At 59.4% G+C, this 20,389-nt stretch carries 15 protein-coding genes; 7 read left to right on the top strand and 8 right to left on the bottom strand.

Going from position 1 to position 20,389, the window contains the following annotated elements; translation table 11 throughout:
• Positions 1–360: 360 nt before the first annotated feature.
• The gene (locus tag B5G16_RS01585; RefSeq protein WP_335340980.1) at positions 361–1,680 is read left to right on the top strand and encodes a glycosyltransferase family 4 protein; all 1,320 of its coding nucleotides are present in this window, start codon (positions 361–363) and stop codon (positions 1,678–1,680) included.
• 11 nt (positions 1,681–1,691) lie between these two features.
• Positions 1,692–2,912: a glycoside hydrolase family 57 protein gene (locus B5G16_RS01580; protein ID WP_087260397.1), complete on the top strand. Its 1,221-nt coding sequence runs from the start codon at positions 1,692–1,694 to the stop codon at positions 2,910–2,912.
• Between the two features lie 225 nt (positions 2,913–3,137).
• Here B5G16_RS01580 and B5G16_RS01575 read toward each other — a convergent pair whose 3' ends face one another.
• Together B5G16_RS01575 and B5G16_RS01570 are read right to left on the bottom strand one after the other, a co-directional pair.
• Entirely contained in the window at positions 3,138–4,247 is a 1,110-nt protein-coding gene (locus B5G16_RS01575) for an acyltransferase family protein (protein ID WP_087260394.1), read from the bottom strand.
• Positions 4,248–4,331: 84 nt separating this feature from the next.
• Positions 4,332–5,924, bottom strand: a complete 1,593-nt coding sequence (locus tag B5G16_RS01570) for a beta-N-acetylhexosaminidase (protein WP_087260392.1) — start codon at positions 5,922–5,924, stop codon at positions 4,332–4,334.
• A gap of 424 nt (positions 5,925–6,348) precedes the next feature.
• Here B5G16_RS01570 and B5G16_RS01565 point away from each other — a divergent pair, with 424 nt between their 5' ends.
• Positions 6,349–8,280 (top strand): beta-L-arabinofuranosidase domain-containing protein, encoded by a 1,932-nt coding sequence (locus tag B5G16_RS01565; protein WP_087260390.1) that lies wholly within the window; start codon positions 6,349–6,351, stop codon positions 8,278–8,280.
• A 118-nt stretch (positions 8,281–8,398) separates the two neighbouring features.
• Here B5G16_RS01565 and B5G16_RS01560 read toward each other — a convergent pair whose 3' ends face one another.
• From B5G16_RS01560 to B5G16_RS01550, 3 genes are all read right to left on the bottom strand, one after another.
• Complete coding sequence (locus tag B5G16_RS01560; RefSeq protein WP_087260389.1) at positions 8,399–9,313, bottom strand: AraC family transcriptional regulator; 915 nt, start codon at positions 9,311–9,313, stop codon at positions 8,399–8,401.
• Between the two features lie 128 nt (positions 9,314–9,441).
• A complete protein-coding gene (locus tag B5G16_RS01555; protein ID WP_087260387.1) occupies positions 9,442–10,317 on the bottom strand; it encodes a YegS/Rv2252/BmrU family lipid kinase in 876 nt (291 codons plus the stop codon).
• Positions 10,318–10,322: 5 nt separating this feature from the next.
• A complete protein-coding gene (locus B5G16_RS01550; protein WP_087260385.1) occupies positions 10,323–11,333 on the bottom strand; it encodes an FAD:protein FMN transferase in 1,011 nt (336 codons plus the stop codon).
• Between the two features lie 191 nt (positions 11,334–11,524).
• Here B5G16_RS01550 and rpsO point away from each other — a divergent pair, with 191 nt between their 5' ends.
• From rpsO to deoC, 4 genes are all read left to right on the top strand, one after another.
• Entirely contained in the window at positions 11,525–11,797 is a 273-nt protein-coding gene (gene rpsO, locus B5G16_RS01545; RefSeq protein WP_087260384.1) for a 30S ribosomal protein S15, read from the top strand.
• A gap of 87 nt (positions 11,798–11,884) precedes the next feature.
• Entirely contained in the window at positions 11,885–14,110 is a 2,226-nt protein-coding gene (gene pnp, locus B5G16_RS01540) for a polyribonucleotide nucleotidyltransferase (protein ID WP_087260382.1), read from the top strand.
• Between the two features lie 312 nt (positions 14,111–14,422).
• On the top strand, positions 14,423–16,141 hold the full coding sequence (locus B5G16_RS01530; RefSeq protein ID WP_087260523.1) for a hypothetical protein: 1,719 nt from the start codon (positions 14,423–14,425) through the stop codon (positions 16,139–16,141).
• Positions 16,142–16,238: 97 nt separating this feature from the next.
• Positions 16,239–17,120, top strand: coding sequence for a deoxyribose-phosphate aldolase (gene deoC / locus B5G16_RS01525; protein ID WP_087260378.1), 882 nt, complete (start codon positions 16,239–16,241; stop codon positions 17,118–17,120).
• Positions 17,121–17,204: 84 nt separating this feature from the next.
• Here deoC and B5G16_RS12760 read toward each other — a convergent pair whose 3' ends face one another.
• From B5G16_RS12760 to B5G16_RS01510, 3 genes are read right to left on the bottom strand one after another with little or no spacing between them, the layout of a single operon-like run.
• Positions 17,205–17,498 carry a hypothetical protein gene (locus B5G16_RS12760; RefSeq protein ID WP_087260376.1) on the bottom strand — a complete coding sequence of 98 codons (294 nt, stop codon included), beginning with the start codon at positions 17,496–17,498 and terminating at the stop codon, positions 17,205–17,207.
• The gene (locus B5G16_RS01515) at positions 17,491–19,131 is read right to left on the bottom strand and encodes a S41 family peptidase (protein WP_087260375.1); all 1,641 of its coding nucleotides are present in this window, start codon (positions 19,129–19,131) and stop codon (positions 17,491–17,493) included. Before B5G16_RS01515 ends, B5G16_RS12760 begins: the two co-directional genes overlap by 8 nt.
• Positions 19,131–20,306: a DUF3078 domain-containing protein gene (locus B5G16_RS01510; protein WP_087260373.1), complete on the bottom strand. Its 1,176-nt coding sequence runs from the start codon at positions 20,304–20,306 to the stop codon at positions 19,131–19,133. Before B5G16_RS01510 ends, B5G16_RS01515 begins: the two co-directional genes overlap by 1 nt.
• Between the last annotated feature and the right edge of the window lie 83 nt (positions 20,307–20,389).

The following is a 20,389-nucleotide window of genomic DNA, read 5'->3' as shown; positions in this document are numbered from 1 at the left end:
GTCCGGCTCCAAGAGGGGGGGGGCAGTAGAAGGGAGCGAGAAAGAGAGGAGCGAGAAAGAGAGGAGCGAGAGAGAGAGGAGCGAGAGAGAGGAGCGAGAGAGAGAACAAGCAGAAGGGAAGACGGGAGTGAGAAAGAGACGGGAGCAAGAAGGAGAGAAGGGAACGGAGCAGAAGGAGTGAAGGCAAGAAGACGCAACGGAAAAGAGCGGAAAGGGACAGTGAGCAGGGAAGGAGTGAGTAACGGAAAGAACTGACGGAAAACCGGAAAAAGCGGAAAACCGAAAACTCGATGCCAAGCGACAATGCCGGACAACAGCGGATAAAAACGCAAGGAAACACAAGACAAAACTGAATAAGACATGAAAGTATTGATGTTCGGATGGGAGTTCCCGCCCCACATTGCGGGCGGACTGGGAACGGCCTGTTATGGAATGACCCGCGGACTGGCCCGAAATGGCGTAGACGTGACCTTCGTAGTCCCGCATGCGTATGGCGACGAGGACCAACGATTCACGCACGTATTGAATGCCAGCGACGTCGAGGCGCTCTACGGTGCCACCGGCAGCGGTGCCGACGACATTCTCCAAAAAATGTCGTTCATCCATATCGACTCGAATATGGTCCCCTACATCTCCCCCGAAGAGTATGAAAACTACCACGAGCAGTATGTCAAGTCGGGACAGCGTACCTGGTCCACGACCGACGCGTGGAAACAACGCTACACCTTCTCCGGGAAATACGGCGCAAACCTCATGGAAGAGGTGGCCCGTTATGCCATCGTCGCAGCACAGGTTGCCCGCGACCTCGAGGGACAGTTCGATGTCATCCACGCGCACGACTGGCTCACCTACTACGCCGGAATCGCCGCAAAACGGGTCTCCGGGAAACCCCTCGTCGTGCACATGCACGCAACCGAGTACGACCGCAGCGGTGAGCACGTCAACACCCAGGTCTATGACATCGAACGCGCCGGCATGCACGCCGCAGACCGCGTGATCGCCGTATCGAACCTCACGCGCAACATCGTCATCAACCGATACGGCGTCCCCGCCGAGAAGGTCGTCACGGTGCACAACGCCGTGCGATTCGCGGAGAAGGAGACCGTAGCACCCGAACGCGGCGTATCCGACAAGATCGTCACCTTCCTGGGCCGCATCACCTACCAGAAGGGACCCGACTACTTCGTCGAGGCCGCCGCAAAGGTCCTCAAACGGGTTCCCAACGTGCGGTTCGTCATGGCCGGATCCGGCGACATGATGAACCACATCATCCGGCGCGTCGCAAGACTCGGCATCGCAGACCGATTCCACTTCACGGGATTCCTCCGCGGGGAGGACGTACACAAGATGTTCCAGCTTTCGGACGTATATGTCATGCCTTCGGTCTCGGAACCCTTCGGAATTTCGCCCCTCGAAGCCATGCGGTCGAACGTCCCGGTCATCATCTCCAAGCAGAGCGGTGTCGCCGAGGTGCTCGACTACGCCGTCAAGGTCGATTACTGGGATGTCGATGCCCTGGCCGATGCCATCTACGGCCTGATCGAATATCCGGCCCTGGCCAAGATGTTCGCCTCGAAGGGACTCGCCGAGGTCACGAACCTCAAATGGAACGATGCCGCAGCCAAGATCAAGAAGGTCTACGAAGCGGCGATCGACGAGAGTAAAGAACAATCAAAATAGATAACACCACCATGAAAACCGTCTGCCTTTATTTTCAGGTACATCAGCCCTGGCGCTTGAAGAAATACCGCTTCTTCAACATGGGCAAAGACCATAACTACCTGGACGACCTCCAAAACCGTGCCATCATGCAGAAAGTGGCCCGTCAGTGCTATCTGCCGATGAACGCCCTGCTGCTCAAACTCATCAAGGAGAACAAGGGCAAGTTCCGCTGCTCGTTCTCGATCACCGGCATCGCCATCGAGCAGATGCGGACCTTCGCTCCCGAGGTGCTCGAATCGTTCAAGGAGCTTGCGGCCACCGGATGCGTGGAGTTCCTCGCCGAAACCTATTCGCACTCGCTCGCAGCACTGGCTTCGAAGGAGGACTTCGAGGAGCAGGTTAAGCTCCATACCAACCTCATCAAGAAGGAGTTCGGCGTAAAACCGACCGCCTTCCGGAACACCGAGCTCATCTATTCGGACGAGATCGGCGCCATGGTTGCCGGGATGGGATTCCGCACGATGCTCGCCGAAGGTGCCAAGCACGTGCTGGGATGGAAATCGCCCAACTACGTCTATGCGAACGCCATCGACCAGAAACTGCGCCTGCTGCTGCGCAACTACAAGCTCTCGGACGACATTGCCTTCCGCTTCTCGAACCGCAGCTGGGATCAGTGGCCGCTGACCGCCGACAAGTACGTGCAGTGGCTCGCCTCGGAGGAGACGCCCGGAGAGGTCATCAACCTCTTCATGGACTACGAGACCTTCGGAGAGCACCAGGCCGCCGACACCGGGATCTTCGAATTCATGCGTTCGCTGCCCAAGGCCATCCTGGCCAAGAAGAACGGGCTGGAATTCGCCACCGTCACGGAGGCGGCCAAGAAGTACCAGCCCGTGGCCGTGCTCCACTGCCCGCACGTGATGTCGTGGGCCGACGAGGAGCGCGACGTAACGGCATGGCTGGGCAACGAGCTCCAAAACGAGGCTTTCTCGAAACTCTATGCCCAGAAGGAGAAGATCAAGGCGTTGAAGAACCCCGATTTCGATTACGTATGGAGCTTCATGCAGACCTCCGACCACTTCTACTACATGGCCACCAAGTGGCTGTCGGATGGTGACGTACACTCCTACTTCAACCCCTACGATTCGGCTTACGATGCCTTCATCAACTACATGAACGTACTTTCGGATTTCATCATCGAGTTGGACAAGGCCGTAGCAGCCAAGACGACGAAGACCAAACGCGCATAAGGCGTTCGGGTGATGGAAAAAGCGGGTCCCTCCGATGGAGGGGCCCGCTTTTCGGTTCCGGGAGCGACCCGGGAAGGGAGGCAGTCACCGAAGGGAGAAAGGCTGTGGAGGGAAGGGCGGCGGGAGGCGCAGCCGTCTGCCGGAGTCGTCCTCCCGCCTGCCGGAGCGCCGAAGCGGCAAGGCGGCGGGACAACAGGACGGCGGGACAACAGGACGGCGGGACGATCAGACTTTCAGGAAAGTCTTCTTCCGGTAGAGGAAATAGAGAAACAGCCAGCAGACCGCCACGTAACCGGCTGCACAGATCACCGTCCCCACCGCTTCGCCGCACTTCGAGGCCACGCCTCCGACAAAGAAATTCGCGACCCGATTGAACGGAATGATCTGCTGCGCCAGGTAAATCGTAATGGAGTTCAGGCCGATGACGCGGAAAAAGAGCGTCCAGCGCCGGCAGCCGCGGACATCGATCACGTAGTAGAACAAGGCGAACATACCCAGCGAATAGGCTGCCACCACACAGGTGAACGAACTACTCCACAACATCTTGTTGACGGGCATCACGAAACTCCACGCCCAGCCGATGAGGGCGAGCGCCACGGCGGCAAGCGCCATCCAGAGCGCTTTCCGGCTCCCTGAAAGCTTCGGCGAGTCGGCACGCAGGAACTCGCCGGTGAACATGCCGAGCATGGCCGTCACAATAGCTGGAAGCGTGCTCAACAGACCTTCGGGATCAAACGTTCCGTAGATCAGACGTCCGGGCAACCACTGCCGGTCGACCCAGCAGGCCAGGCACCCCTCCTTCGACAGCGGATCGGCTCCCAGCGGGGCATCGGGTGCCGCAACCAGGCACAGCAGCGCCGAATAGACGATCAGAATCACGGCTGCGATCCCGATCCGGGTCCGGGTTCCGCAATAGAGGTAGAGCAGCGCCGCGAACATCCAGGCCAGGCCAATGCGACCCAGCACGCTGGCCACACGCAGCGTCGAGAAATCAAACTTGAAAAGGCCATTGTAGACCATTCCCAGGAAGACCAGCAGCACACCCCGCCGGATCACCCGGTAGAGGATCCGCCCCTCGCTGAACCCCTTGGAGCGCTGCTTGGCCAGCGAAAAGGGGAACGAGATACCGGCGATGAAGAGGAACAGCGGGAAGATCGTATCGTGGTGGGTCAGCCCGTTCCACGACACGTGGTGCATCTGGGCGGCCAGTCCGTCCGTGAAGGCATTGGGACAAAGGGCGCAAAGCGACGCCACAAGGCTCGCAAAGCCCATGATGAAGAGCATGTCGAAACCCCGCAGGGCATCCAGCGAAAAAAGGCGTTCGTTCGGATTCATCGGTTCGGATACTGTTCGGTGCGGATCAAGTCAAATCGGGAGAACGGAGAGGGCCGGGGAGGGCCGGGTCAAACCGGAGACCCGTCACTCCTTCGGGAGGTCCGTACCATCGAAGAAATAGGGCGCATAACGCCAGCCCTGACGCTCGTAGAGCTTCCGGAAGACCTCCATGCGGCGGCGGAAATCCTCCGCATCCCGACGCTCACACGACCATCCCACCTCGGCCAAAGCCGCCAGACGAGGAAGAACCATATGTTGAAGGTGAGCGAAACCGGCGATGTATTCCGTCCAGATGTTGCCCTGAACGCCCAGGATATAAGGACGCTCCGCCTCGGTCAGCTGGTCGTAGGGATCCAGCGAATAGGCCTTGCCCACCGAGACGTAACCGCCGATGCCCCACGGTTCGAGACGCCGCGGATCCTTCGTCTGATAGTAGTCGAGATAGCAGTGCGTGTTGGGCGTCATGATGACCTTGTTCCCGGCACGGGCCGCCGCAATGCCGCCCTTGGCACCGCGCCACGACATGATCGTCGCGCTCTGCGAGATACCGCCTTCGAGAATCTCGTCCCACCCGATCAGGCTGCGGCCATGTTCGTTGAGCCACTTCTCCATCCGCAGGATGAAATAGCTCTGCAATTCATGTTCGTTTTTCAGGTGCTCGTCGCGGATCCGCTGCTGGCAGGCCGGGCATTTCTCCCAGCTCTCCTTCGGGCACTCGTCGCCGCCCACGTGGATATACTTCGAGGGGAAGAGTTCGATCACCTCCGAGAGGACGTTCTGCAAGAACTCGAAAGTCGACTCCTTGCCGGCGCAGAAGACCTCCGGGAAAACGCCCCAGCAGGTCTGCACCTTGTAGCCCTCGCCGGCACACCCCAGCCACGGATAGGTGGCCAGCGCCGCCGAAGCATGGCCCGGCATCTCGATCTCGGGAATCACCTCGATGAAACGTTCGGCCGCATAGGCCACCACCTCGCGGACGTCGTCCTGCGTATAATAGCCGTCGTAAGGAATTCCGTCGTATGCCACCGAGTTGTTGCCCAGCACCGTCTCGGCACGGCGCGACCCGATCTTCGTCAGTTCGGGATAGCGTTTGATCTCGATGCGCCAGCCCTGGTCCTCGGTCAGGTGCCAGTGGAAGCGGTTGATCTTGTGCAGCGCAAGGATGTCGAGGAAGGTCTTCACCTCCTCCACCGTGAAGAAGTGCCGGCAGCAGTCGAGCATCGCCCCGCGGTATCCGAAGCTGGGCGCATCCTCGACCTGCACCTCCGGGAGCGTCGTGCCGTATTGCGCCACGAGCTGCCGCAGGCTTTGCAGTCCGTAGAAGACGCCGGCCGGCGAACCGCCCTCGACAACAACGCCCTCCGGACGGACCGACAGGCGATAGGCCTCCTCGCCGAGCGAGGTATCAAGCATCAGACGGATGTCACCGCCGGCCTTCCGGTCGACTTTCAACGAAAGGTCGCTCTCACGGGCAAGATCCCGGGAAAAGAGCGTCGCGGCAGCGATCAGCTCCTTCTCCTGACCGGGGATGCAGATCCGCGCGGCGGCGAGGTCGACCGTCCGGCCGGGTTCAAAGGTCAGGTGTTGCGGTACGGGAACGAGAGCGGGCGGATTCTCCGCACCGCAGACCGCCAGCGTGGCGACAAGCGCGACAGTCGTCAGAAAGAGGTTTTTCATAGGTCGTTTTTTGTATGTTTGGGTTGATCGGATACCGGGCGGAGACTCCCCGCACCGAATCCGACTCCAAAGATAACGAAATATCGGAAAGCTGCGGAACTTTTTTCGACGGAACCGACATAAAATTATCTCGCGCCCTCTCCGGAGCCGGAGTTCCGACAGATCGCGACGGCGGAAGCCCCCGACCGACGCGCATCCGCAACACGGGCCGCAGTCCGCGGACAACCCCGGAGGCAGTCTCTGCAACTGCACCCCGGGACCATTCCGAACGGCGTCATCCGCAGCCGAAAAGTCCGCCGGTACGGATATTTCCTTTTTTTACCGATTATTATCCCGATCGACTCCGCCATTTGCGTATTTTTGCCCTCGGAACGGAATCCCCGGTCCGAAAAAGGAAACAACCGACCCGAACAAAGTTGCTTTTATGAAACGACTGTTTTCCCTACTGCTCCTGACGCTCCTTGCACTGACGGCCGGAGCCCAACCTCCCCATGCAGCCTATCAAGGCGGCATGGACGTCGACATCACGCCCCGGGGCTGGATCGAGGAGTTCCTCCTCCGCCAGCAATCCGGACTCACCGGACATCCCGAAGCGCTGTCCTATCCCTACGACTCCTGCCTCTGGGCCGGGGAGATCGGACGCAACACCGAAACCTACGGATGCGACTGGTGGCGGTACGAACAGACGGCCTATTACAGCGACGGGCTGCTTCGTCTGGGGTATCTGCTCAACGATCCGACGCTCATCGAAAAGGGCGAGGCCGGCATCCGCTACACGCTGGAAAACGCATCCCCCACGGGAAAACTCGGAAATGCCCGGATCGAATCCATGTGGCCCATGTGCGTCTATTTCCGCGTCATGCAGGCCTGCTACGAGCGGACTGGAGATCCCAGAATCCCGGAAGCTCTCGAACGGCACTACCTCAACTTTCCGAAAGAGGAGATCGAGAAATGGCGCAACATCGTTACGATCGAGGGCATGTTGTGGACCTACGGCAAAACCGGAAACAAAAAGCTGCTCGACCTCTGCGAAAGCGCCTACAACGACGGGAAATTCGGCGACCTGACTCCGGAGGTGGCCGCCAGCGACGAACGCCTCTCCATGCACGGCGTGACCTGCATGGAGGAGCTCAAACTCCCCATGCTGCTCTACGCATACACCGGCAAGCAGCGTTACCTCGATCTGGCCCTCAACGCCGAGCGCAAGCTCACCCGCGACCACATGCTGCCCGACGGTGTCCCGGCCAGCGCCGAAGCCCTCGTGGGCAACGAAAACGTCATCAACAGCCACGAAACCTGCGACATCTCCGACTACTCCTGGACCCTCGAACAGTTCCTCCTCACGACCGGTGACGCCCGGTGGGCCGACAAGATCGAAAAGGCCGTGTTCAACGCCGGAGCCGGCGCCGTGACGAAGGATTTCCGGGCCCTGCAATACTTCTCGTCGGTCAACCAGGTGATCGCCACCGGACGCTCGAACCACAACGACTTCTTCCACGGATCGACCTGGATGGCCTTCCGCCCCACACACCAGACGGAGTGCTGCTCCGGAAACGTCCACCGCTTCATGCCCAACTACGTCACCTACATGTGGCTGCGCGGCAACGACGGTGCCATCGCCGCGGCCCTCTACGGGCCTTCGGTCGGGGAGTTCGAGCTCCCCGACGGCCGGACCTGCCGCATCGAGCAGCGCACCGCCTATCCCTTCGACGGGGAGATCGAATTCGTATTCTCGATGAAGGGAAAGGCCGAAATACCCTTCCAGCTGCGCATCCCCGGCTGGTGCGACGACGCCTCGATCCGCATCAACGGGAAATCCTGGAAGGGCGAGTGCCCGAAAGGATCCTTCGTAACCATCCGGCGCAAGTTCCGGGACGGAGACCGCATCCGGCTGCATCTCGGCATGGAGCCCGTCGTAACGCCCCTCCCCGGGCAGGGCGTCTACATCCAGCGGGGCCCGCTGGTCTTCTCCTACGCCGTACCCCAGCGGAAAACCGAAGACACGACCGTCTATGCCAACATGAACGGAAAGGTCCCGGCCAACCCCGAATTCAAGTGTTGGAGCATCGAGCCGGCCGGGGCCTGGAACTTCGCCCTCTGCCCGGATGCGAAGCCCGAAGTGATCCTCCCGGAAGGAATCGAGGCCGGCAGTTATCCGTTCGATGCGGAGCAGGCTCCCGTGAAGATCCGCGTCCCGGTCAAACGGATCGACTGGACGCTCGAAGAGGAGCGTTACACGCCCCGGCTGCCCGAAGGCGGAAAGGCTCGCGCCATCTCCGACAAAACCGAATACCTCGACCTGATCCCCTACGGGTGCACCGAACTCCGGCTCACGGTATTCCCCGTCGCCGAATGACCGGGGGAGGGCGTGTCGCCGGATGACCGGATCCGTCGCAAAAAACGGTCGCCGTGCCAGATTGCACGGCGACCGTTTTCCGTCCGGAACGCAGACCCGGAGTTTCCGCGTCACACGCCTACCGACGACGCTTGTAGCGCGAAGGCGAAGTGCCCGTATGCTGCTTGAAATACTTCCCGAAAAACGACTGCGTCGAGAAATTCAGATGGTAGGAGATCTCCTGGATGCTCATCCCCGAATATTTCAGCAGCGCCTTCGCTTCCAGAATCACCGACTCGTCGATCCACCGCGCCGCCGTCTTCCCGCTCACCTCCTTGACCACCGACGACAGGTATTTCGGCGTGATATTCATCTGCTTGGCATAGAAGCTCACGTTCCGCTCCCGTTTGTTGTGCTGTTGAAGCAGCGACATGAATTCGTTGAACAGCACCTCGCAACGGCCCTGCCGCTGCTCCTCGGGCTGCTCGCGGAGATTGATCTCCGTAATGAGGTAGAATGCCGTGGTGAAGAGCGTGCGGATGATCTCGTGGCGGTAGCGCTCCTTGTCGCTGCGAAGCATCGTCTTGATCAGTTGGAACAACTGACGGATCTCGTCCACGTCCTGCTGCTGCACCTCCAACAGCGGGGCCTTGCCGAAACGCATGTAGACCGGAAGCGATGTCGACAGGTCGATCTGGATCTCGTTGACGAACGATTTCGAAAAGGCCAGCAGGTAGGCCGCCGCATTCGACGAGCACTTCACGGTCCGGATGATCGAATCGGGGCTGAAAAAGACGATCATGTTCGGACGCACGTGGTAGTTCTGCATGTCGATCGAAACGGTCGCCTCGCCCGCCATCATGATGATCGCCGTAAAGCCGTCGATCGTCGTCGGATACTCCGATGTCGTGTTCTTGTCGGCGGTAAGCGTCGTAATGACCAGATCGTCCGAAAGGTAGAAGACATCGCTCATCTCCTTCTTGATGCGGGAGATCGAAACCTTGTGAAGGCCTTCCCGGCTATTGCCGCGCATCGTTTTGCCGTTTTCCGCCATAAGGACCTCTTTTTTGACAAAAATAACATTTACACCGCAAAATCGCAAGCCGCGAAGGACAAAAAAACCATTCGCACGACCCGCTGCCGACATCCGGACCGCTCGCCGAAACTTCGCGCCAGGAGGCTCTAAACCGGCTCTCCGCGATGGGGGCACATCACCCGAAGGCCCCCTGCCACACATTCGATATGCAGCGGGAACTCGGCACCGGGCTGACCGTCGACGTCCGTCGGTTCGTTGATCGTCGACCGGATGTCGATCTGCCGGGCGCGGATCTGGCGGACGATCTTCGGATTTCCCCCCAGCAGGTAGCGCCCCATGGCCAGGGTCGAACGGAACGGATCCCTCTTTTCCAGCAGAATGCAGTCGAAAAGTCCGTCTCGGATCGACGACGTGCGGGCCAGACGGAAGCCGCCGGCCGTCTCTCCATTGAAGATCAGCACGATCAGCGACCGAAGGTCGAAGCGTTCGCCGTCGGCGACGATCTCCAACGGAACGGCATGCATCGTCCGGAACTCCTTCACCCCCTCGATCAGATAGGCCAGCTTCCCGATCCGGTGTTTGCGGGAATCGGGCGTCCGCTGCGAGGTGGTCGTAAAGATCCCGAACGAGAAGATGTTGACGAACCACAGGTCGTTGACCTGTCCCACGTCGACCCGTTCCTCACGTCCCGAAGCGATCTGACGGGCTGCTTCCAGCACCTCGGACGACATCCCGAGCGCTCCGGCAAAGTCGTTCGCCGTACCGGCCGGGATCACACCCAGAGGGATGTCCAGCCCCTTGCGCTTCATGGCGTTGACGGCGAAATTGACCGTCCCGTCGCCGCCCGCGACGACCATCAGGTCGATCGTCTCGTGTCCGTCGAACGGATTGGCATCGAAGTCGATCACCTGCGGAACGATCTCATAGCCGCACGAGCGGAAGATGGCGTCGATACGTTCGACATTCCGGGCAATCCGTCCCCGTCCGGAACGGGGATTGTAGAGAAGAATTGCGGTTTTCATATTTTTCACTTCATGATCAACGGCTGCATCGCCGGGGAGACATACTCTTCATACGCATCGCCGTCACCCGCAAGGATGAAGTAGACCTTCACCCCGGGCATCCGGTCGACGGCCGCCCGCGCATCATCGGCCCCCATGGCCAGGAACATCGTCCCCAGCGCATCGGCCTCGGCGCACGTCGGAGCCACGACCGTCACCGACAGCAGCCGCGACAGCACGCTGCGCCCCGTCCGCGGATCGAGCGTATGGGCCACCTTGTTGCCGTCGGCATCGAGGTAGAAGCGCCGGTAGTTGCCCGAAGTGGCAAGGCCGCCCTCGGTGAGGCGGATCCGGCGTTGGAGGTAGTCGCCGTCGCTCATGTTCCCGTCGAAGGGGGTCTCGACCCCGATCCGCCACGGATTGCCCTGGCGGTTTACGCCCCGGCAGCGCACCTCGCCGCCGATGTCGACGATGTAGTTCCCGGCGCCGAAACCCTCGACCAGACCGGCCAGCAGGTCCACCGTATAGCCCTTTGCCACGGAGTTGAAATCCAGCTGCACGCGCGGGTCCGCCTTGACCAGACGGCCGTTTTCGATGTGCACCTTGTCGCGCCCCACGAAGGTGAGGAGCGAATCGAGATTCGGGTGCGCCTCGGCCTGTTTCCCGGCGAAGCCCCACGCCTCGACCAGCGGCTTGACCGTCACGTCGTAGCGCCCGTCGCTCAACGCCCCGATGCTGTCCGCAAGGTGCAGGTTGAAGGCGATATGCCGGTCGACCGAATCCGTTTCGTTGCGGTTCAGCCGGCTCAACAAAGACCCCTCGTCGAAAATCGACATCGAAGCCTTCGCCTCCCGGTCGAGATCCATGATCGCCCGATAGAGTTCCTGCGGCGTGGTGTTCCGCACGTCCGCCACCACGTGCAGCGTCGTTCCGAGCATCACCCCGTCGACGGTCGTATATTCCGGACGCTCCGCACACCCCGCGAACAGAACCGCCGCGGCTGCGGCAACAAGACCGGAGATGCTTCTTTTTCCCATAATTTTCATGCGTTTAAGCACAAAAATACGATTTTTCGCGCGAACTTTTCATTTTTCTACCCAAAAGACAAAGAATTTTTAACTTTTCATTCCTAAATCCTAATTATATTCGTACCTTTGCCGAACGCTCTGGCGTTATCCACGGTAAGGGGGATGCGTCGTAGAGTGGAACTTAAATAAACTTTTACACAATGGCTTATTTAACAGCTGAAAAAAAGCAGGAGCTTTTTGGCCAGTACGGCAAGTCTAACACCGACACCGGTTCTCCCGAGAGCCAGATCGCGTTGTTTTCGTACCGTATCAACCACCTTACTGAACACCTCAAAAGCAACAAGCACGACTTCGGTACGCAGCGGGCTCTGCTCCGCCTGGTCGGTAAGCGCCGCCAGTTGCTGGAATACCTCAAGGAGGTCGACATCGAGCGCTACCGCGCCATCGTCAAGACGCTCAACCTCCGCAAGTAATCCCGAGGAAAGAATGAGGGCAATTCCCGCGTGGGATTGCCTTCATTTTCTTGCAACGAACAATCGAAACATCATAGGTTAAAATTTATGGAAGAAAAGAAGCTGTACAACGCAGTCCGCAAGATCATCACCCTGGCCGACGGTCGCCAGATCGAGATCGAAACGGGCAAGCTGGCCAAACAGGCCGACGGCGCCGTGGTCGTCAAGATGGGCGACACGATGCTGCTCGCAACCGTCGTGGCCGCAAAGGATGCAAAACCCGACACCGATTTCATGCCCCTCCAGGTCGAATACAAGGAGAAGTACGCCGCATGCGGCCGCTACCCCGGAGGCTTCATGAAGCGCGAAGGAAAGGCAAACGACAGTGAGATCCTCGTCGCCCGCCTCATCGACCGCGCACTCCGGCCCCTGTTCCCCGCAGACTACCACGCCGAGGTATACGTCACCGTGAACCTCATCTCGGCAGACAAGGACATTCAGCCCGATGCTCTGGCCGGCCTGGCCGCATCGGCTGCGCTCGCCGTGTCGGACATCCCCTTCGGAGGTCCCATCTCCGAGGTCCGCGTCGTACGCAAGAACGGGCAGTACGCCATCAACCCCAACTTCTCCGAGATGCCCGAATGCGACCTCGACATCATGGTCGGAGGTACCATCGACAACATCCTCATGGTCGAGGGTGAGATGAAGGAGGTCTCCGAGGAGGTCATGCTCGGGGCCATCAAGTTCGCACACGAGGAGATCAAGAAGCACTGCGCCGTGCAGATCGAGCTCTCCAAGGAGCTCGGCAAGGACGTGAAACGCACCTACTGCCACGAGGTCAACGACGAGGAGCTCCGCCAGACGATCATCCGCGAGCTCTACGACAAGGCCTACGCCATCGCCACGAGCGGCACGATGAAGCACGAGCGCGAGGATCTCTTCAACGCCCTCGAAGCCGAGTTCGCATCGCGCTACACCGAGGAGGAGCTCGTCGAAAAGGCCCCCCTGATCCACAAGTACTTCCACGATGACGTCCAGAAGAAGGCCATGCGCAACATGATCCTCGACGAGGGCAAGCGTCTCGACGGCCGCCGCACGGACGAGATCCGTCCCATCTGGTGCGAGGTCGGCTATCTGCCCGCAGCACACGGTTCGGCCATCTTCACCCGCGGTGAAACCCAGGCCCTGGCAACCGTAACCCTCGGAACGAAACTCGACGAGAAGGTCAAGGACGAAGTCCTCGTACAGGGCACCGAGCAGTTCGTGCTCCACTACAACTTCCCGCCCTTCTCCACCGGCGAGGCAAAGGCCGCACGCGGTCTCTCGCGCCGTGAGATCGGACACGGACACCTCGCATGGCGCGCCCTGAAACCCATGATCCCGCTGGGCGAGGAGAACCCCTACGCCGTGCGCGTCGTATCGGACATCCTCGAATCCAACGGCTCCTCGTCGATGGCAACCGTCTGCGCCGGAACCCTCGCCCTGATGGACGCCGGCGTGAAGATCAAGAAACCCGTATCGGGTATCGCCATGGGGCTGATCTCCGACTCCGCAACCGGCAAGTGGGCCGTGCTCTCCGACATCCTCGGAGATGAGGACCACCTCGGAGACATGGACTTCAAGGTGACCGGCACGAAGGACGGCATCACCGCCACGCAGATGGACATCAAGGTCGACGGACTCTCCTACGAGGTGCTCGCAGCTGCATTGGAGCAGGCACGTCAGGGCCGCATGCACATCCTCGGCAAGATCACCGAGTGCATCGCCGAACCGCGTGCCGACTACAAGCCCTGCGTACCGCGCATCGTTCAGATCACCATCCCGCAGGATATGATCGGTCCGGTGATCGGCCCCGGCGGAAAGGTCATTCAGGACATTCAGAAGACCACCAACACAACCATCACCATCACCGAGGTCGACAACAAGGGTATCGTCGACATCTTCGGTGTCGACAAGGAGGCCCTCGACGGCGCTCTGGCCCGCATCAAGGCCATTGTGGCCATTCCCGAGGTCGGCGAAACCTATCACGGAAAGATCCGTTCGATCGTCGCATTCGGCGCATTCGTCGAGATCATGCCCGGAAAGGACGCCCTGCTCCACATCTCGGAGATCGACTACAAGCGCTTCGAGACCATGGAGGAGACCGGGCTCAAAGAGGGGGACGAGATCGATGTCAAGCTCATCGGGCTGGATCCCAAGACAAACAAGCTGAAACTTTCGCGCAAGGCTCTGTTGCCGAAGCCCGAAGGATATGTCGAGCGTGAGCGGCGTCCGAGACCCGAGCGGGGAGAACGGCGTGAGCACCGCGAACGGCACGATCGCAAGGAGGAATAAAAGCATTTGTTGATGCAGGATTTCGGGCGGGAAATTTATTCGCATTTTCCGTCCGAAATTTTGCATAATTTACAATACTTTCCTATATTTGCGTTGTTCTGTGGCCATATCTCCGGGGTATGGCAGAACAACAAGGGGGGGGGTGAGAAGAGTGGAGACGGGAGAGCGGAGACGGAACAAGTGGGAGACGGAAGAGTGGAGACGGAACAAGAAGTAAGGAGAAGAGAGGAAGAACGGAAGTATTGGGAATAGGCAAAAAGGCAAACAATATAAAAATAAACACTTAATTTTACCTGAACTATGAAAAACATCATGAAATTGAGCGTTGTGCTCGTAGCTGCCGCTCTGGCATTTTCGAGTTGTAACTGCTTCAAAAAGATGGCTCAGAACCGGGAAGATGTCAAATTGACGGTAACCCCCGAAATCCTGACGCTGAACAACGGCATCGTGGCCGCTGACATCAATGTCACCTTCCCGCAGGAGTATTTCAACAAAAAGGCCGTCATCAAGGTTACGCCCGTGATCGTATTCGAAGGCGGCGAAGTAGCCGGTACGACCAAATACTATCAGGGTTCCAAAGTCGACGAAAACTACGCCGTAGTGGACAAGGTCAACGGCGGAAACTTCAACCAGCATGTCGAATTCCCCTATGACCCCCGTATGGATCAGTGCGAATTGCAGCTCCGCGCCGAGATCAAGTGCCCGTCGGGCAAGTGCAAGGAGTTCACGCTCGTGAACCTCAACACCGGGGCAATCCCCACCAAGGAGGAGGCTGCCGTACTCGCCGGAAATGACGAGGCTGCAAAGGCTGCACTCGCAAAAGAGTTCGGGCTCACCGTCGCTTACGGTCTGAATACCCTCCAGAAGGATCTCAAATACGGCGATCTGATGGAGCAGATGCCCAACGACTACAAGAAGGTTACCACCGTCGTGGACAAGACTGATCTGCTCTACGCCATCAACTCGTCGGTCGTAACCAAGAAGAACGAGAAGAACGCCAACCTCGACGCCTTCAAGGCCAACGTTGACAAGAACCTCGACAACGACCGCGCTACCCAGAACATCGCCGTGAAGGGTTACGCTTCGCCCGATGGCCCCGTGAAGTTCAACGACAAACTCTCGAAGGCTCGCAGCGAGTCCGGACAGAAGGTCGTTGCCAAACTCCTCAAGGACGCAGGACTGGAAATCGACGCCGCTGCATACGGTGAGGACTGGGATGGCTTCAAGGAGCTCGTCGAGAAATCCAACATCCAGGACAAGAACCTCATTCTCCAGGTGTTGAGCCTCTACAACTCGCCCGCAGAGCGTGAGGCCGAGATCAAGAACATGTCGTCGGTATTCGAGGAGCTGAAAAAGGAGATTCTTCCCGAACTCCGCCGCTCGCAGATCGTCAACAGCACCGATCTCCAGGGCCTGACCGACACCGAGATCATGGAGGCTTACCGCAACGGTGGCGAACTGACCGCCGAGCACTACCTCTACGCTGCACAGGTTCTCGCCAAGACCCCCGCAGAGCAGGTTGAGATCCTCACCGCCGCATCGAAGAAGTACAACGATGCACGCATCTGGAACAACCTCGGTGTCGCACAGACCGAAGCCGGCGACAAGGAAGCCGCTTTGGCATCCTTCGAGAAGGCTGCCAAGCTCGACTCCTCGAAAGAGCTGAACAAGAACCTCCTGCTGGCCAACCTCGCAAACGGAAACACCGCCGAGGCCAAGAAGTACGCCGCAGCTGCCGACGCCGAGTCGAAGGCCGCCATGGCTGCCGCCGAGGGCGACTACAAAGCCGCTGCAAAGGGCCTGACCGGATACAACGAGGCGATTGCCCTGATCCAGTCGAACGACCTCGCAGGTGCCAAGAAGGCCATCGCAAAGGACAACTCCGCAGAGGCTGACTACCTGCGCGCCGTGATCGCCGCCAAGGAGGGTGATCTGAAAACCGCAGAGGCACAGTTGAAGAGCGCCGTTTCGAAGAATCCCGAACTGGCACAGAAAGCCGAGAAGGACGTCAACCTGAAAGCGCTCAAATAAGCGATCTCGATCTTAAAAAGTCCGGACCCCGACACGGGTCCGGACTTTTTTTTGCCGGATCGAATAATTTTCCTATTTTTGTACAAAACCGCAAAGTATGGAATACGCCAACCACCTGAAAGAGTATGCGCCGGCAGCAAGCCCCGCACAAGTGGACGACGAAGTGGCCCGCATCCGCAAAATCGCCGAAGCCCGCAACCACAACGCCGAAGTCTACAAGTTCTGCTACTCGGCCATCGACCTCACGACCCTGTCGTGCAACGACTCCGTAACGTCCGTCACGGAATTCGCCCGCAAGGCCGTCGAATTCTATGAAAAATACCCGCACATTCCCAATGTTGCCTCCATCTGCATCTATCCGGCATTCGTCGATACGGTAGGGGTGGCCGTCGACGGGACCCCGATGCGGATCACGAGCGTCGCAGGCGGATTCCCGGCCGCACAGACGTTCCTCGAAGTCAAGGCGCTGGAAGTCGCCATGGCTGTGGAGAACGGAGCCGACGAGATCGACATCGTGATGAACGTCGGACACATGCTCACAGGCGAATACGACGAGGCGGCCAATGAGGTCGAGGTGATCCGTTCGGAGATGGACAGCGACATCGTGCTGAAAGTGATCATCGAATCCGGAGCCTTGAAAACCCCCGAACTGATCCGCAAGGCTTCGCTGCTGTCGATGTTCGCAGGGGCCGATTTCGTCAAGACCTCCACGGGCAAGATCGATGTGGCGGCAACGCCCGAAGCCGCCGTCGTGATGTGCCAGGCCATCCGGGACTACTACACGAAGACCGGACGCAAAGTGGGATTCAAGGCCGCAGGCGGAGTCCGCACGCCGGAGGATGCCGCCCTCTACTATACGATCGTCGAGGAGATCCTCGGCAAGGAGTGGATCACGACCGATCTGTTCCGGATCGGGGCCTCGTCCGCCGCGAACAACATCCTCTCGGCCATCGAAGGCTCGCCGATCAAATACTATTGACGGAATCCGGATCGCACAAAAAGGGCGGCGACCTTTCACAGGTTGCCGCCTTCCTTATATTATATATAGGTAAATTCCGCCGGATTACGAAAGCGTGTCCGGAGTCTCGGATGCCGCAACAGAGAGCGAATCGCCCGGAACCGGAGCGGCAACCGGGGTACGATCCCCGGCGAAACCGGGAGCCTGCCCGTCGGCAGCATCCGGAAGAGTCTGCTCCGTCGGTGCGGAAGCCGGAAGCGTGTCCCGCGGGACCACTGGCTGTTCCGAGGGCTCGCCGATGCGCAGCATCGTGCGGAAACGGTCGCGGTGCAACACCGTCAGAACCACGACGGCAAGCACCGCCACGGTTACCAGAAAGCCGATCAGTCGTTTAATCATGGCTTGCCTCCTCTCCCTTCAAAATCCCGATCGCCCGCATGATCACGTTGTCCACGGGATAGATGTTCGCATAGAATCCGTTGTCTTCCAGGGCCGTATTCCGACCGATATAGGCCCGCAGCTGCGCTTCGATCAGTTTGCGCGAACGGGCTATGTCGCCGTAGCGCGGAGCAACGCCCTTCCGCGCCGCATAGCGGATGAAATCATCCACCAGCGTGCGGTCGCTGTCGAGCAGCGCCTCCAACTCGTCGAGCGTCTGCACGGCATTCAAGGCGTCGCGGTGACGGTCGGCATACTCGATCGTATAGCGGTAGAGAATATTCCGGCCCACGACCTCGATGAAGTAGGGCGTCACGTCGGTCGTATCGGCCGGGACGAAGACGTCGGGCATGATCCCGCCCCCGCCGTAGACCACCTTCCCGCCGGGGGTCACCCGTTTGAGCGAATCGGCGAAATGGATGCTGTCCGCCGAGAAAAACTCGTTGTTGCGGTAGCGGTTGATAAGATCCTCCTCATAGCTCTCGTCGTCGCCGATCGTATAGGGTTTCTGGATCGAGCGGCCCGTGGGGGTATAGTAGCGCGCAGTCGTCAGGCGCAGGGCCGAGCCGTCGCTGTACGGAATCTGACGCTGCACGAGCCCCTTGCCGAACGAACGGCGGCCGACGATCGTCCCCCGGTCGTTGTCCTGCAACGCTCCGGCCAGGATCTCGCTCGACGAGGCGCTCGCCTCGTCGATCAGCACGGCGACCTCCATCTCCCGGGCCGAACCCGTGCCGTCGGCATATTCGCGCAACTGTCTGTGCTGCCGGTCCTCCGTATAGACGATCAGCTGACCGTCGTGCAGGAACTCGTTGGCCACGCCGATCGCCTGATCGAGGAAACCGCCCGAATTGCCCCGCAGGTCGAAGATCAGTTTCGTGACCCCTTCGGCCCGCAACCGCGCCAATGCCTGGCGGATCTCCTCGTGGGTCGTCCGGGCGAACTGGCCGAGTTTGATGTAGCCGATGCTGTCGACGATCCGGAACGCAGACTCGACGCTCTTGATCGGAATCACGCCCCGCACCACCTCGAAGTCGACCAGACCGGAGATGCCCTGCCGCTCGATGCCCAGCCGCACCTTCGAATCACGGGGGCCACGCAGGAGCCGCACGATGCGGTTCTGCGGGATCTGGCGCCCGGCGACCAGCGAATCGTCGATCTCGATGATCCGGTCCCCGGCCTTCACGCCCGCCTTGTCGCTCGGGCCCTGCGGGATGACATTCAGCACGATCACCGTATCGGTAGCCATGTTGAAGACCACGCCGATGCCGTCGAACTCCCCTTCGAGGGGTTCGTTCAATTCGGCCATCTCCGAGGCCGGGATGTAGACCGAATGCGGATCGAGCTCGCGTACCAGCAGCGGAATGACATGTTCCGACAACGAATCCATTGACACCGAATCGACATACTCGTTCTCGATCAGCGAGAGCGTATAGGTGAGTTTGTTGGTGGGAAGTGTCATGCGGTCGAGCACGCCTTTGAGCTGCGAAGCCGTGGTGTTGCGGCCCAGATAGTGCCCGAGCAGCAGTCCCGCCGCCACACCCGCCGCCAGCAGCAGCGGGAAAAGAATCGCTTGTTTCGAATTGCGGTACATCACTTGTTCTTGAAGGTATAGGTAAGACCGACGCTCAACAGCGTCTGGGTCTGGACATCGACGTTCTGCGCCCGGTTGTAATAGAGCTGGAAGCTCACCGTCGTGGTGATGAATTTCGTCGCCTTGATGTCGAGCGTATTCGTCCAGCGAACCGTCGGGTGGATCGGAAGCCACGGTTTGGTCTTCGGATCCTTACCCGCAGCCTCCCACTCCGCATAGGCGTTCTCGTAATCGGAATAGTCGCGGATCTTGTTCGGCTTGCCGATGTCGGTGATCCAACCGTAGAACGAGAAGAGCGTCGTGCGGTAACGCAGGTAGCCCGTCTTGCCGAACGTGCGGTCGAAGTTGATCTCCACGGACGAACCGCCCTCGTATTTCGACGTCTCCTCCGCCGAGGCCAGACCGTAGGATTCCCAGCCCGGCTTGTTGCTGTCCCAGCTGTTGTTACGGATGGTCGCACTCTCCACGAACACCGCACTCATGGCCACCGGAGAGATGTTCACCGCGATCGGGAACTTCGGATGAGGGCTCTTGTAGGTCAGACCCAGCGAGATGTCGAGGTAACCCGGCGACAGGAAGGTGCTTTTCAGATGCTCGCGCTCCTGTTCCGTACGCGACTTGTAGCCGTTGACGAACTGGCTCCGGAACTGGAATGTCGAACCGTAGGTCCAGTTCTTGGCCAGCGTGAAGGCCGGGTTCACCCAGAAGAGCAGTTCGTCCTGATTCTTGAACCAGACGCCGTTGCTGACCGTCTCGCCGCTCTCGGAGTCCGTCGTCTCGACCTTCATGCGGTTGTAGCCGATCTTGGCCGAGAACTTCGTCTCGATCGAGAAGAGGTTTTTCTTGAAGAGGTGACGCAGGTTGAACGTCGCAACCAGCGCGATGGAGTTGTCACCGCCCGACACGGAGATCCACGGGTCGTTGTACGATGTCAGCGTCCCCTGCAACCCGGTGCCGATTTCCAGATCGTTGCGCTCCCTGCGGATGGCGGCCCGTTCGGCCTTGTAGCGCGCCAGGCTGAAATAGTCCACGTCCACGGAGGTGGATTTCAGTTCGTCGCGGAACTTCACGTCCTGCGGTTCGGCCTTGACCTCGTCGATCGAGATCTGGGCTGCGGCCGGAAGACCCGAGACCAGCAGGATAAGAGCTGCAAGCAGCGTATGGAGACGTTTCATGGCGGGTTCAAGGCTTTAATATTCCACGAATGCAAAGTTATGAATTTATTTACAAAATCCTTAACTTTGTCCGAAACAACACG

The sequence above is a fragment of the Alistipes sp. An66 genome (assembly GCF_002161445.1).
GTDB lineage: Bacteria > Bacteroidota > Bacteroidia > Bacteroidales > Rikenellaceae > Alistipes > Alistipes cottocaccae.
The sequence above is the reverse complement of the archived record's forward strand: the minus strand, read 5'-3'. Positions and strand labels throughout refer to the sequence as shown.